The organism is Lysinibacillus sp. RC79 (genome assembly GCF_041262405.1).
GTDB lineage: Bacteria > Bacillota > Bacilli > Bacillales_A > Planococcaceae > Lysinibacillus.
Map to the genome: position 1 here is coordinate 236,166 of NZ_JBGCCD010000004.1, position 14,666 is coordinate 250,831.

The following is a 14,666-nucleotide window of genomic DNA, read 5'->3' on the forward strand; positions in this document are numbered from 1 at the left end:
TTCGTCAAATCATTCACCACATTTCCGTTCAGTATAGTTGTGGATTATTATACCATCTTAAGGTGGGTTTAAAAGACACCTTTTGCAGATTTCATAATCGCTTTTGGTTGCTGAAGCGATAAACCTTCTAAAAGCCAGCGAAGTTCCTTTTGTGAAAGGTTACGTACTTCCTTTTCATCTTTTGGCCATTGCAGTTTGCCATTATCTAATCGTTTATAAAGTATGGCGAAGCCATCTCCATCAAAATACAAACAAACATTTATAACGGTCTTTACTCGTTCCAGAAAATAAGAAGATGGAATCACTATATGGATCAAGTTTAAAAGAATCCTGAATGAGTGCTGCGAGACCGTCAATACCTTTACGCATATCGGTCTTACCGCAAATAATGTAGATGTTCTGCACGCTCGTAAAATCTTGCTTCATTGATTATTCAACTCCTTCAGGATCATTTGGATAAAAAGATGCACTAGTCATCGCTCGCTTATTAAAGGATGGACGTTTCAGCTATCCACGTATACTGAAAGACATTGAAGCTGAGCTTCGTATTGGTTCTACTCTTCGTTCAAAATTGACGGAGGATTTGACTAGTATCAAAAACCGAATCATTCGTTGGCTTGATCGCTACTTTCCAGAGTTTACTCAAGTTTTTCCTAATTTCGGGAAGATGGCACTTGCAACACTAGAAATGACGCCATTACCAAAAGATATTAAAGAGAAAACAGCTGAAGAGTTGGTCTTTCTTTACCGACAGGTAAAGGGAATGAGAGCCCCACAGTTACCGAAAGCCAAGCTTCTTATTGAAGCCGCGAAAAACTCTATCGGACTGACAGAAGGAACACAGATGGCTCAACATGAAATCGCCAAGCTCTTACGTCAGTATCGGTTATTAGAAACTGAAATTGAAACTATAAATAATCAATTAGCAGAAATGGCACAAACAACAATGGAATATGAAATACTGGCTTCAGTTCCTGGTTTAGGAGATGCGACAATAGTTGATTTACTATCAGAAGTAGGAAGCTTCTCACTTTATGAAAATCCACGCCAACTTATAAAACTAGCGGGTTTAACATTACGTGAAAGCTCGTCTGGTCAACATAAGGGACAAAAACATATCTCTAAACGAGGACGAAAGAAGCTTAGAAACACTTTATTTAAAGTAATAGTACCGCTAATTCGTCATAATGAAGCGTTCAAACAGCTTCATAAATACTACACAACGCGACAACAAAATCCCTTAAGGGGAAAGCAGTCAATGGTGATACTCTGTGGTAAATTACTGAAGGTATTACATGGCATATGCAAAAAGAAAGTCTTTTTTAACGAGCAACATATGATGAATGACCTCTACTGTCTCGCAGAGGCAGCGTAATCAATTCTTTCATCGAACTATAAAAAGAAGGATGACACGGAGAAGCCAGCAAAATAACTAAACTCAGACTATGAGTCTCCGGTGCAGCATAGCAGGCCTCTGCCTTATGAATAGACCGAACGAAGGAATGTAAGCGCAAATGGCGCTAAGAGACATGGGAGGGTGCGTCGTCATAAGTATCGCAGAGATCCATTGTGCATCACATAGTGGATAAAAAAGCTAATGATTTACATTAGTTTTAGCGAAGCGTACACCTAGCTTGTAAATTATAACTATAAATTCAAAACACTGTTTATAAATGAAGTGGGAAATTATTTTTTCTTCACCACGGGGTGGTGGAAACCGTTGATACATCAATGTTTATAGAGGGAGTTTAGTCCAATAAGGAAATCTATTTTTATTACGAATATAATATTAGTTTCGGTGAACCGTATCACAAGTGATAGTAAAGCGGAAATTTGAACTTATTATATAATAAGAGATAGTCTTGAAAAAATTACACCGTTTATAAAAAAGTTGAACCGAAATGTTATTATTTCAGTTTTTCTTGATCCACTAACAGGCAGATAGTTGAAGAAGAGGTCACTGGATCATTCGAACAGAAAATAAAGGCGTAAATGCGAACGGATGAAAAATAATGTTCGTACTTGTATCGTGAGATTTTGAATAAATGTTCCAGTAATCCCATAGTGTTTGTTATAATGAATAAAAGACTTGATTGGCGTGAAGACATGGATGAATATATTCGATTGGTGAACAAGACCGAAGATTATAATGAAAGCCATCTGAGTGAAAAAATTTCACTAGATGACTTAGCAAATAATGCAAATATGTCCAAATATCATTTCCATCGAATATTTAGCAAATACAGTGACGAGACGGTGAAACAGTTTGTTACCAGAATAAAAGTGGAACGATCAGGGATATTCCTCGCAGTCCGCAATGATTTGAGCATCACAGATATTGCTCTCCAATATGGCTACAATGATGCAAGTACCTTCAACAAAGCTTTTAAGAAGTATATGAGAATGTCTCCATTAGAATACAGGAAAGCAAGAAACGACAAGAAATAGCAGATAGTCTCCCCTATACTTAAGTTAAGGGAGATGATATTAATGGAAAAACCAACGATCACAGTAGAAAATATTGAAATGAAAGTAATCTATGTACGCTTCAAAGGAAATTATGTCGAGTATAGAAAAAATAGTCGTAAGATGTTCAATGAACTATTCAAATTCGCAAAAAAATATGATCTTATCAAAGATAATGTCACAAAGGTAATGACTATATACCATGACAATCCTTTCGTAACTGATTCAAAAAATTTACGAACTAGCGTAGCAATGACGGTTCCATCAGATACTGCAATTGAAGAAGAAGGACAAATCGGTACGATGACTTTTGGCGGAAAATACGCAGTATTACATTACAATTTAACGCTGGGTGAGTATGAAGAAGCTTGGAAATATGCTTATTCTGATTGGTTACTGAATAAAGGCGAATACACACCGAGAGATTCATTCCCATTTGAATTATACGTTACTGAGCCACCAAAAAACTTCAAAGCCAAGAGCAAGACAGATATTTATGTTCCGATTGAATGAAAATACAATATTTGGGTAGCCTTTAATGTTAGTTGATACAATGTGAATAAATACACATAAACTAATAGGTGCTTTCGTATTATAAGGTCAACCAGTTTTTACTGGTTGACCTTATTTGTATAGGAATTTTACAATAGTTTCGCTGAACCGTATCATAAATAAGTGCAGTTTTTAGAGGAGTATCATTCATGAATGATGCTCTTTAATTTTGTTTTTGAACTGTGACCCATTTTGTTGAAATAACTATTTGTGAATGAATACACTTAAACTATCGGGGTGCGATTGTTTAATTAGAGTAATCGCTTCTTGTGCTAACGAAGCAGGATAGTGGAAGAAGGTTATAGAACTTTTTAGTGTAATATTTACACGCAGAAGGAGGGAGAAAATGAGGTTTGTTATTGTTGGATTGCTTTTGCTATTAATGGTAGGATGTCAATCAAATAATATTGAAGAAGTGATAAATGAGCACGGTGATATTCAAAATTTAGATAGTTTAGATAGATTTGTTGAGAATATAAAAAATCAAAAAAAAGCTGAAATTAACTATGTACAGTATGGGATAGAGGGACAACGAGGGGTTAGTACTTTAGCATTTGATGGAGAACAAATTAATATTTCTCATAGTGTTGATGGGGATTTTATTGAAGAATATAGCTGCAAAAAAATAATAGTTGAGACTGAAGAAGGAATCAATAAATATATTCTTAACGAATGCAATGGGAATCTTAACGAGAATGTTGAATTTTTATCAGTCCCCATTTCAAAAATAATACAACTAAACCATCTAATAGTTAGTTTGTGAAGAATAGTACTTAAACAAACGAGGTGCATTAATTGAACAGAGATACATTTATTATGGTGTTTCTCTGTTTTAAATAAACTAAAAATATTTCTTATAAAATTCCTTCCTAAGCTTTCCACTTAGTTGTGCATAAATCCGAGTAGTTTCACTTTTTTCATGCCCCATTAAACTTTGAATTACTTCAATGGGTGCACCATTGTTTAATAGGTGTGTAGCGTAACTATGTCTTAATTGATGGGGGTGTATATCTTTATTAATTACAGCACGACTGGAGATTCGTTTAATGATATACCTCATTTGTGCAATACTCATACGATGTGGATTTCTTTCAGTAACAAAAATTGCTGGATCTCTATCTTGACGACTTTCAATGTATCTTTTAAACCAAATATCACAGCGGATATTAAAGTAAACTTCTCTTTCTTTATCTCCTTTACCTCTAACGATTGCAGAGCGTTCTGACCAATTAATACTATTCTTCTCTAGTGAAACAATTTCTCCAATTCTACATCCTGTTGAAAACATAAACTCAAATATCGCATTTTCCAGGGGAGTATGGCACGCCTCTCTTAAATGTTCAATTTCTCTTTCGGTTAAAAACTTGGAATTCGTTTTCCGACTTTTGGTTCTTTTATTTTAACTGCTGGATTTTTAGATATATGTCCTTCTTCATGTGACCAACGGAAAAATGATTTCATAAAACGAATTCGATGAGCAAGACTAGAGGATTTAAGATACACACTAGATTTTGATAAGTACTCTTTTAGTTGAATAGTCGTAAGTGTCTCAATATCAACATCTTCAAAATAGCGAGTAAGTAATGTCGCCTGAAGATGATATGCTTTTAAAGTTTGTAAAGAAAAACCTTCAATTCTCTTTTCAGATTCATATGTTTCCCATGCTTTTGACACTAACAAAATACATTCCTCCAAAAATATTATTTATAGAGAAGTTATTTCCAATTTGCTAGAAAGAGTATACATAGAAAAAAATACTTCACTAACGGAGCAGTTTAGTTGATGTCGAATGATAACAAAGTCGGGTACTGAAATTCAACTATATAAATGAAAGTCGAATAAATAAAAACAAATTTATATCTCGATCCATTAGTTATGGGGCGAGTTTTTTATTGTGAATATTTTAATGAATGTCAAAATTAAAAGGATATATAAATAACAATAATAATATAATAAAAAACAATACAGATTTATCGCAAAACGATAAATTGTGTGTTAAATTTATAATGTTATTAAATAAGTGAGGTGCTTAATATGAATGTTAAACGAGGTTCAACAACTTTCTTAAAGGTAATTATTTTTCTGGCTGGAATTGCAGTTCTTGCTTTATGTATATTTTTAGTACCCCATATGGCGAATTTCGCATTGAAATTGTATCCAAATATTCCCTTAATGAAATATCTCATTTTCATCGTGATGTATGGATCGGCTGTGCCTTTTTACTTTGCTCTCTATCAGGCTTTTAATCTTTTACGGTATATTGACGAGAACACAGCGTTCTCGGAATTATCTGTAAAGGCGTTAAAGAACATTAAGTGCTGTGCGATTATAATCAGTGGTTTGTATGTATTAGGTTTGCCACTCTTCCATTTTATAGCAAAGAAAGTTGACCCTCCTATTGGAATAATGGGACTCATCATCATTTTTGCTTCGTTGATTATCGCCGTTTTTGCTGCTATCCTCCAACGGCTTCTACAAGAAGCGATTAATATAAAATCAGAAAATGATTTGACGGTCTGAGGTGGATGGTATGGCAATTATTATTAATATTGATGTGATGTTAGCAAAACGAAAAATGAGCGTAACGGAGCTTTCAGAAAGGGTTGGAATTACTATGGCGAATCTTTCTATTCTGAAAAATGGGAAAGCAAAAGCGGTTCGTTTTTCAACATTAGAAGCGATATGTAAGACTTTGGATTGTCAGCCAGGTGAGATTTTGGAGTACAAAGGTGACGAAGACACTCAATAAAAACAGGCAACAAATTTATTTAACCTCTTTGGGTCTTGCCCTTAAGAGGTTATTTTGCTTTTCTAAAAAATCATCTAATAAATTGACAAATAAAGGTAATACCCTAAATTCTAAGAAATATAATAGAAGAAGGGGTAAGGTCCAAGTAAGACCTCGAGTAAAACAAAAACCATTGGGTCATACTCTTACCATAGATAATGGTGAGGAGTTGAAATTGGATGAAAGTATTTTAAAAGATCTTATTGTAAGAAGGCAATTATTAATGATTTAGTGGTATTAAGAAAAAAAGGGATCAAAAAAAGAAGTGAATCATAAATTTATCTTAGGCTGACAACCTTCAAACGTATGTAAACAAATTTTTTATGATTTTATCTTGTCTTACTTAACTAACGTAAGCAGGATAGTTGAACAAGAAGTGGGGCGGTTAATACACAGGTTATATTTTCAGGAGTATGCGTTAGGATTCGTGAGGGATTGACAGGGATTGAAAATCTGAATATAATCATTTTATAACCCTCGCGAAACGTGAGGGAGTTGGAGGGAATAGAATGAATATCTTTCAGATTAAAACCAAACCACACGGAACAATCAGACTAAACGAATTCCTAAAATATCACATTATCTGCATAGGTTGGCCGGGAATTGGAAACCTTCAGGGAGTATCAAAAGAAGAAATAAGGGAACGTTTAAAAAAGGATCGTCCTGAAGATAATGAACGAACTATTGGAGTGGATTTAGGGAATATTTGGGCTTTCGTTAACACAATGAAGGAGGATTCAGTAGTCTTATTCCAGGGTCACCATCACAATGTTCACATTATAAAGGTAGGACCTTACAAATATGTTGAAGAATTTGATAATGATAACGATGGTATGTGTCACCAACGGGAGTTTGAATTATTAGCAACCGTGACTTATGAAGACCTTAATCCAAAACTCCAAGAATTAATGAGACATCGTGGCACTGTAACTAAATTCAAATATCCATTGGAGGATGCACAATTAGATTTACTGATAGGAGAACAGGGCATTATCAATACAGAACCTTCCCGTGGTGTCGAAAACTATATTGAGGCTGTACCGACAGAAATCATAAACGATGCTCTTAGTGTGTTGTATGAAGCACTTAATTCCAATGACCTAGATAAACGTTTTAAGGCAGCCGTCGAGATATTACGTTACGTAAAATAAGCATATCTCTAAAAAAGTTATAATATATATTACTTTAATTAACCTAAAGATATTGTAAAAAAATGTACTTAAACTCCCATGAAAGAACTTAATCATCTTTCATTTTCTGTGGTGAAGAGCAGATTTTTGCGCTTCATGGATGGCTAACGGGGTGCGTTAATTAAAGATCATTGAGTTGCTTTGGCAGCTCTTTTTTCTTTATTAAACTAACAGGTGCTTCGTGCAACAAAGATTTATAAATATACAAAATAAATCTAATAAGCATTCCCAAATCAAAGTTAGGTAACAAAATACCCTATTGAATTGAGTGTTTTGTTTTGGCTCTTTATGATCAGTATGTCCCTAAACAGTTGGGATTTAGGAACAGGCTACCAATTTTCACGTGATGTAAATGGCCAACTAAAACAAAATATAGGTAGGCTACAAAATAAGTCATCAATAATTAACAAAATAAAAGTGGCTTATTCCTTGGAGTGTAAATTCTTTATTGTAATTAAAATAGAAAAGTGAAATACCCTTGCTTTATATCTGGATAAAGACATCATAAAATTTGCTTCAAGTATTGAAGCTGAATTTTATGTAGATTTGTACGCTAATCCTTATGATGATTTTGGCGAATAAAAGTATAAACTTTATTGCACTAAAGGGGGCTTTAGTTTAATAAGAATAGGACTTGCGTTTATGATTGAATTTCATGTATGCAAGTCCTTTTGTTATGATTCCTAAAACATCACAAAGCCATCCTACATGCCTCACATGACAACACATTGAAGCAGTCAATAAATTGTCATGAACCCCCTCAATATAAAAACGACCAATAGAGTACTAAATTAAGTAACTGAAAAACGGTCCCCAAGTTGTCTTCATTCGTATTGTTTGATTAGTTCCTGTAACTTGCTTTTTATTTGTTCCCGTACTACCTGGGGATGTTTTACGTTGGCCTCTATGCCTAAGCCCAGGAAAAAATGGACGATCCATGGTGTAAACGAAGTGTTCATTTTTGTACGAATCGTACCAAATCCATCCTCTCGCAGTTTAAGCCACTGGGATAACCATACTTCTGATTGACATCGTCTTACTCCCTCTGGTGTTAAATCTACCTCAAGGTCTAACATATTATCCTCATTTGTTGGCATGATCCACGACTTTATGTGCTCATTCGTCATGTTCAATTTCAAACTTTGGTCTGCGTCTAAAGAAAAATCCTTCACTCTATCTACACGAAACACTCGATAATCCTCTGCTAAGAAACAATAGGCCTGGCAGTACCATAACCCATTCATCGTATAAATCCCGAGAGGTTGAATTACTCTACTTTTGCTAGTAGAAGCTTCATACAGGATAGTGACGACATGTTGCTCCAGTGCAGCTTCAAGTAGTTCCTTTAAGAACGGAACATTTAACTCATGTGGAGGCACCCAAAATATAAGCCGTTGTTGCATACTTTCAATCTTTTTCTTTAGTTCACTCGACAAATAGTGGAAAAATTTATCTAATGCTGTATTCACTTCGTTTTTGAAGGGGAGTGCTTTGTAATTACGTAACGATTGGCAAGCAAAAAACAATGCGATTGCCTCATGTTCTGTAAAGCTGATTGGCGGTAACACTTTTTCACGCAAAACACGATAACCACCGTTGGGTCCAGTTTCGGAATAAAGCGGCACACCCAGCTCACTCAGCTCCATTAAATCGCGAATCATCGTTCGGCGTGAAACACCGCATTCTTCCGCCATCTCCTGAATGGTAAATTTCTTACGTTCATTGACCTTCATTATGAGCTGAATAAGTCTTTGCGCTTTGTGCATAAAATAGTCCTCCTCTATTAAAAAAATTATTAATAGTGCCAATAGTTGTCACTATTATCCCGTATATTAAAACTAGAAGTCAATGTTTATGAAACTACGAGAATCTAGACTAGAAATACGTTGACTTCACCAATAAGAGGATGAAAGGTGACTAAAAAATGGAACCAGAAAATCAAAAATATGTAATGGAAATTGTTTTATTTGAGCTGAAGGAGGGGACTAGCAAGCATCGTTTTTGTCAGGCAGCTGCCGCACTTAACAAGGTTTTAAAATTTGAAATATCAGGATTTGAGGGGCGCACATTGCTACATACACCAGACGAAAGCCAATGGACGGACATCATATATTGGTGTGATATGGAAAAGGCATTGGCAGCGATAGAGCAACTCAAGTCTATACCAGAGTTTCAAAATTTTGTGTCGATGATTGATTCACGGGAGATTACGCTAAGACATCTGATCCCGACTAATTTGAACTTGTAGAGGTTTGTGAAAGTCAGTTAAGTGCCATCGCTCAATCAGGATGGAACTGATACCTAACAGAAGGGAGATGGAACATGGCTGATACATTTGCGGGTAAATACACACCGGATTTCTTCAACAAATTTACGCATATTGTAAAACTTGAATATCCTGCTTTTGATTCAAATAAGTTTATGAGTTTAATCTACGACGATCATTGGGATAAGGAACAATTCAAACAGCGTATCAGACATATAAGCGCTTCTTTACGAATGACCTTACCTACGTCCTATAGTGATGCATTATCTATTTTGACTCGAATTGCACCTAAATGTATTGGAGTGGAATACTTATTCTTTCCAGATTTTGTGGAAGTGAATGGACTAGATGATTGGCATGATTCCATTCATGCATTAGAGATATTTACACAATTCTCCAGTTCAGAGTTTGCTGTTCGGTCTTTCATATTAAAAGATCCCGAAAGGATGATGGATCAAATGTTGAAGTGGGCGAGCCATCCCAATCATCATATCAGACGGTTAGCCAGCGAGGGGTGTCGGCCAAGATTACCTTGGGCGCCTGTGTTGGAAGCATTCAAATTGAATCCATCACCCATTTTACCGATTTTAAACCAGCTTAAACAGGATACTTCTGTGTATGTACAGAAAAGTGTGGCTAACAATTTGAACGATATTTCCAAAGATCATCCGGATTTAGTGAAAGATCTTGCTCATGGCTGGTATGGAGCGCATTCCATTACAGATTGGATTATTAAACATGGATGTCGTGGTTTACTAAGAAAGGGAGATTCAGAAGTACTTTTTCTGCTTGGTTTTGAAATCTCGCCAGATGTTTCAGTTACTGAATTATCGCTAGAAGAGGATAGTTTGGAAATTGGACAGACGCTTATTTTTTCATTTTCCGTTCAGACTAACTCCTCTGAATCGCAGAAGCTCCGTGTGGAATATGCGATTGATTTTGTCAAAGCGAATGGAACGACTTCTAGAAAATTATTTAAAGTGACGGAACGCATATTCGAAAAAGAAGGCCGCCGATATATAAAGAGCCACCATTTTAAAGATTTGACAACCCGTAAGCATTATCCAGGTAAACATAAGCTAGCAGTCATAATAAATGGAAAAGAGCTAGCTACAACACAATTTTATGTCAGTAATACCGCAGAACTCTTATAAAAAAAGTAAGAATCATACAGAAAATGATAATAGGATATGGAGGTACAATAAATGAATAATGTAACAGTAATCGGCTTGGGATCAATGGGGGCAACATTAGCACGGGTATTGCTAAAAAAAGGCTATCAAGTGACCGTGTGGAATCGATCCATAGAAAAAGCAGAATCTCTACTAGAAGATGGGGCAATCCTAGCTACCAGTGTCGCTAGTGCCATAAGTGCAAGTGAGGTGTCCATTATTTGTTTGTCCGATTATAAAGCTTCCATTAGTATTTTGGATACAAAAGAGGTCAAACAGGCTCTCTCAGGTCGAGTACTTATTGAGTTGAGTACAGGTAGCCCTCAGCAAGCACGTGACAATGAATTATGGGCTCAAGAAAATAATGTAGAATATCTTGATGGAGCAATAGCAGCTTCACCACTTCAAATGGGTAATTCAGAGGCAACAATTTTCACTTCAGGTTCCTTAATAGCCTATAAACAGAGTGAACAAATTTTAAAATGCTTAGCTGGGAATGTTCCTTATCTTGGAGAGCAAGTTAGTGCTGCATCTTCTACAGACTTAGCCTTTCTTTCATACTTGTTTGGTTCATATTTAGGATTTTTCCACGCGGCACGAATCCTTGAATCAGATGGACTACGCATAGATGATTTCGGTTCCATGATTGCCCATGTTTCACAAGTTGTTGGAGAGGTTATTAAGTATGAGAGTGAAGTAATTCAAACAGAAACCTACGATAACCCACAGAGTTCTATAAATATGTGCATGACTACAGTTGAACTTTTCATGGTACAAGCTCAAGAAGCTAAAATTAACAATGAATTTCCGATGTTTGCCCAAGGCCTTTTCAAGAGGGCTTTGGATGCAGGCTACGGAAATGAAGAGCTTGCTGCTTTGATTAAAGTAATGAGATAGAGTATTTAGGTGGGTAAATCTAAAAGTAGAATGATTTTTGTGAAACGAAGTAGCCTACTACTATAAAATATGTTAAAGATCACTCCTGATGGTTGGTATTATCCCCTTTAAGTAGACAATGTAAAAAAAGACTATAATTATAGTCAATTACATGTCCTATTTGGAGGGGATTTTTCTATGAGCAGAACAAATAAAGTATATTCAACTGGATTTAAAGTAAAAGTAGTACATGCCTGAATGGAGAAGGAAGCTATCGAACACTTGCGAATAGTGGTTTAGGTATGACGCCCCTAGTGCTGATGAAAGTATTTTTGATGGTATTGCAAATGAAGTCTTGAATTGTATCCTAGAAATAGAAAATTATTGGGAAAAGATTAAAATCAAGGGTTTGAAATAGTGGATGTTCATCAAATTTAAACTCGTTCTTATTCAACCTTTAACTATGATGAGAAATAAGAAAAGATGGTGTAAAATTTCACACCATCTCTTTTTTATAACTTTGTTTGTTTTTAAACGACTTTTATAAAATGCTACCTAAGCGTTTAATTCCTTCTCGGATGACTTCTGGTGTTGCATTTGTATAATTTAGGCGCATTGTATTTACACCCGTTTTAGATGTGTAGAATGGATCGCCAGGTACGAAGGCAACTTTTTGCTCCATCGCTTTTTGGAAGACATCTAATGACGAAGCTCCATTGTTCATTGTAGCCCAAATGAACATTCCACCTTCAGGTCGTGTGTATTCCACATGTGCTGGGAAAAACTCCTCCATTGCATTTAGCATAGCAACTGCTTGATTTTTATATAACGCTATAATTTTCTGAACGTGCTCCATATAGTCATTGTTTGCAAGATAATCATAAATGACATATTGAGAGAAAATATTTGTGTGTAAGTCAGTTGCTTGCTTTGCAGTTTCGATATGATGCATTAATTCTTTATTTTTTGTAATGATAAAGCCAAGGCGCATCCCTGGTGTAACCGTTTTAGAGAAAGAACCTAGTAAAATACTATTTTCTAATTTACCAGCACCAATGTATGGTAGTGGCTCACCTTGGAAGCGTAATTCTCCATACGGATCATCCTCAATTAACGCTACATCATTATATTTTGACATGATTTCGCAAATTTGCTGACGTTTTTCTTTAGAATACGTAAGACCTGTTGGGTTTTGGAAATTTGGAACTGTATACACGAATTTTACATTTGGTTGTTGTAGTGCATTCTCTAATTCTTCTAAGTTTAATCCATCATTTTCGAGTGTTACACCATAAAAGGTTGGCTCACTTAATGTGAATGCTTGAATAGCACCTAAGTAGCCAGGCTCTTCCATTACGATGCCATCGCCTTTGTTAATAAGTACTTTTCCGATTAATTCAAGAGCCTGCTGTGAACCAGTTGTAATCAATACATCGTCAGCATGGACATCTAGTCCGTGTACTCGTTGGTATTTTGCAGCAATGTACTCACGTAAAGGCGCATAACCTTGTGTACCTGAGTATTGGAATAGACGACTACCGTTTTCCGAAATAGCTTTGTTCGCAGATGCCTTTAACGCTTCAACTGGGAAAGAGATTGGGTTTGGAAGCCCCCCTGCAAAAGAGATGACATCCTCTGATTCAGTTACTTTCAAAATATTTCGGATGAATGAGGATGGTGTATTTAGTATCTTTTCTGAAAATTGCATAATTTTTCATTCCTTTTATCTGATTTTTTAAAAATTATATCATTGCCATCATATGCATACAATATTATCATTGTATGCAAGACAATTAAATATTGTATGCAAAAAATGAGAGAGAAGGAGCTTAGCTTAGAATATGCCAGTTAATTCGTTCGAAGAATATCCAATGAGTTGGAAGCCGGACATAAGTAAAAGTCCGGCTCCATTATATATAGCAATAGCTGAACAGCTGGAACAAGATATAAAAGATGGAAAGTTATCGCCAGGCACCAAACTGCCTCCTCAGCGTGAGTTAGCTGATTTTTTAGATGTTAATTTAAGCACGATCACAAGAGCGTTTAAACTTTGTGGCCAGAAGGGGCTTATTTATGCCTCTATCGGTAATGGTACATTCGTTTCATCTGATGCAGCGACAAATAAAATGTTGTTACCAACAAATAAATCTTCACAGATGATCGAAATGGGCCCAGTATTGCCAGAAAATCATGCTAATGAGGATATTACACGTTATATGAAAAAGATGATGAATGACCCTAATTTTAACAAATTGTTTCAGTACGGACGACCTGAAGGAACTGCGTGGCAAACGGAGGCAGCCATGAAGCTTTTGGAAAAGGTCAATTTTCAAACGGATCAACCTGTATTGCTTGGGGCGGGGGGACAAAATGCCATTGTTGGAACGTTAGTTGCTTTGTTTCAACCAGGAGATCGAATCGGTACAGATCCCATTACATATGCAGGTATAAAAACAGCAGCAAATATGCTTGGTATCCAACTAGTAGCAATCCAACAAAGAAACGGTGAAATGTCAAGAGAGGGGTTATTATATGCTTGTAAAAATGAGCATATAAAAGGTCTTTATGTTATTCCTGATTTTCATAATCCAACTACCCATACAATGTCGATGGAAACAAGAAAAATGATTGCGGAAGTTGCGAGGCAGAAAGGTTTAATCGTCATTGAGGATGCGATTTATAGTTTTCTTAAGGAGAAGCCACTTGCACCAATAGCGTCCTATGCTCCTGAAAAGGTTATTTATATTGCCAGTGTATCAAAAACCATTTCACCTGGCTTACGACTATCCTATGTCGTTACACCGCCAGCTCTACGAAAAAAAATAATGGAAACACTCTATAATATAAATATTTCAGTGTCTCTAATGATGGTGGAGCTTACAGCAAGGATGATTCATGATGGCGTTGCACAAACAATTTTAGAGAAGCACCGGTTATATGCAAAGCAACAAAATGGCCTTGTCAATCAATATTTAGGAGATTATAACATTTTAGGAGAAGAAGAATGCATTTTCAGATGGCTTATGCTTCCGGAAAAATTCACCAGTGTTCAGTTTGAATTGCTAGCATCAAAAGCAGGTGTGCAAGTGTATGCAGCTGAACGTTTTGCAGTTGGGAATGCGAAGCCAGTAAATGCAGTTCGTTTAGCAATCACTGCACCTGAAAATCAGCTGGAACAAGCGCTAATCATTTTGAAGGATTTACTTGAAAGTGATGGTGATTATACATTTGTTGATTAAAGTAAGGATACACCTTCAAAGGGAAGGGCACTGAAAAAGTCCATATCTTCTCACATTGCGAGGTATTCAACGATTAAATCGTTGAATACCTCGCTTTTTTCATTTGGCACTGTGACT

15 protein-coding genes and 2 pseudogenes are annotated in these 14,666 nt (G+C 35.9%); 12 read left to right on the forward strand and 5 right to left on the reverse strand.

From position 1 onward, the window contains the following. Positions 1–68 precede the first annotated feature (68 nt). Positions 69–317: an IS66 family insertion sequence element accessory protein TnpB gene (gene tnpB, locus ABH968_RS06115; RefSeq protein ID WP_370043128.1), complete on the reverse strand. Its 249-nt coding sequence runs from the start codon at positions 315–317 to the stop codon at positions 69–71. Then, positions 241–426, reverse strand: a complete 186-nt coding sequence (gene tnpB / locus ABH968_RS06120; RefSeq protein WP_370043129.1) for an IS66 family insertion sequence element accessory protein TnpB — start codon at positions 424–426, stop codon at positions 241–243. Before tnpB (ABH968_RS06120) ends, tnpB (ABH968_RS06115) begins: the two co-directional genes overlap by 77 nt. A gap of 34 nt (positions 427–460) precedes the next feature. On the opposite strand from tnpB (ABH968_RS06120), the pseudogene ABH968_RS06125 reads away from it, so the two are divergent. From ABH968_RS06125 to ABH968_RS06140, 4 genes and pseudogenes are all read left to right on the forward strand, one after another. Then, positions 461–1,375 (forward strand): annotated as a pseudogene (locus ABH968_RS06125) (IS110 family RNA-guided transposase); the annotation flags it as partial. Between the two features lie 701 nt (positions 1,376–2,076). Beyond that, positions 2,077–2,448: a helix-turn-helix transcriptional regulator gene (locus tag ABH968_RS06130; RefSeq protein ID WP_370043130.1), complete on the forward strand. Its 372-nt coding sequence runs from the start codon at positions 2,077–2,079 to the stop codon at positions 2,446–2,448. Positions 2,449–2,490: 42 nt separating this feature from the next. Next, complete coding sequence (locus ABH968_RS06135) at positions 2,491–2,979, forward strand: AraC family transcriptional regulator (RefSeq protein WP_370043131.1); 489 nt, start codon at positions 2,491–2,493, stop codon at positions 2,977–2,979. A 385-nt stretch (positions 2,980–3,364) separates the two neighbouring features. Continuing rightward, positions 3,365–3,781, forward strand: coding sequence for a DUF4362 domain-containing protein (locus ABH968_RS06140; RefSeq protein WP_370043132.1), 417 nt, complete (start codon positions 3,365–3,367; stop codon positions 3,779–3,781). A 78-nt stretch (positions 3,782–3,859) separates the two neighbouring features. Here ABH968_RS06140 and ABH968_RS06145 read toward each other — a convergent pair. Beyond that, positions 3,860–4,698 (reverse strand): annotated as a pseudogene (locus tag ABH968_RS06145) (tyrosine-type recombinase/integrase). A 354-nt stretch (positions 4,699–5,052) separates the two neighbouring features. Between ABH968_RS06145 and ABH968_RS06150 the strand changes: the two are divergent. The 4 genes from ABH968_RS06150 (at position 5,053) to ABH968_RS06165 (ending at position 7,467) form a co-directional block, all read left to right on the forward strand. Beyond that, a complete protein-coding gene (locus ABH968_RS06150) occupies positions 5,053–5,538 on the forward strand; it encodes a DUF2975 domain-containing protein (protein WP_370043133.1) in 486 nt (161 codons plus the stop codon). A 10-nt stretch (positions 5,539–5,548) separates the two neighbouring features. After that, positions 5,549–5,767, forward strand: coding sequence for a helix-turn-helix domain-containing protein (locus tag ABH968_RS06155; RefSeq protein ID WP_370043134.1), 219 nt, complete (start codon positions 5,549–5,551; stop codon positions 5,765–5,767). Between the two features lie 548 nt (positions 5,768–6,315). Next, positions 6,316–6,957 (forward strand): hypothetical protein, encoded by a 642-nt coding sequence (locus tag ABH968_RS06160; RefSeq protein WP_370043135.1) that lies wholly within the window; start codon positions 6,316–6,318, stop codon positions 6,955–6,957. Positions 6,958–7,293: 336 nt separating this feature from the next. After that, on the forward strand, positions 7,294–7,467 hold the full coding sequence (locus tag ABH968_RS06165) for a DUF4279 domain-containing protein (protein ID WP_370043151.1): 174 nt from the start codon (positions 7,294–7,296) through the stop codon (positions 7,465–7,467). A gap of 353 nt (positions 7,468–7,820) precedes the next feature. On the opposite strand, the gene ABH968_RS06170 is transcribed toward ABH968_RS06165, so the two are convergent. Then, positions 7,821–8,762, reverse strand: coding sequence for a helix-turn-helix transcriptional regulator (locus ABH968_RS06170; protein WP_370043136.1), 942 nt, complete (start codon positions 8,760–8,762; stop codon positions 7,821–7,823). Positions 8,763–8,920: 158 nt separating this feature from the next. On the opposite strand from ABH968_RS06170, the gene ABH968_RS06175 reads away from it, so the two are divergent. From ABH968_RS06175 to ABH968_RS06185, 3 genes are all read left to right on the forward strand, one after another. Continuing rightward, positions 8,921–9,244 carry a hypothetical protein gene (locus ABH968_RS06175; RefSeq protein ID WP_370043137.1) on the forward strand — a complete coding sequence of 108 codons (324 nt, stop codon included), beginning with the start codon at positions 8,921–8,923 and terminating at the stop codon, positions 9,242–9,244. A gap of 74 nt (positions 9,245–9,318) precedes the next feature. Next, positions 9,319–10,416 (forward strand): DNA alkylation repair protein, encoded by a 1,098-nt coding sequence (locus ABH968_RS06180; protein WP_370043138.1) that lies wholly within the window; start codon positions 9,319–9,321, stop codon positions 10,414–10,416. Positions 10,417–10,467: 51 nt separating this feature from the next. Continuing rightward, entirely contained in the window at positions 10,468–11,331 is an 864-nt protein-coding gene (locus ABH968_RS06185; protein ID WP_370043139.1) for an NAD(P)-dependent oxidoreductase, read from the forward strand. Positions 11,332–11,851: 520 nt separating this feature from the next. On the opposite strand, the gene ABH968_RS06190 is transcribed toward ABH968_RS06185, so the two are convergent. Next, a complete protein-coding gene (locus tag ABH968_RS06190; protein ID WP_370043140.1) occupies positions 11,852–13,018 on the reverse strand; it encodes an aminotransferase-like domain-containing protein in 1,167 nt (388 codons plus the stop codon). Positions 13,019–13,151: 133 nt separating this feature from the next. Between ABH968_RS06190 and ABH968_RS06195 the strand changes: the two genes are divergently transcribed. Next, on the forward strand, positions 13,152–14,549 hold the full coding sequence (locus tag ABH968_RS06195; RefSeq protein ID WP_370043141.1) for an aminotransferase-like domain-containing protein: 1,398 nt from the start codon (positions 13,152–13,154) through the stop codon (positions 14,547–14,549). Positions 14,550–14,666 lie beyond the last annotated feature (117 nt).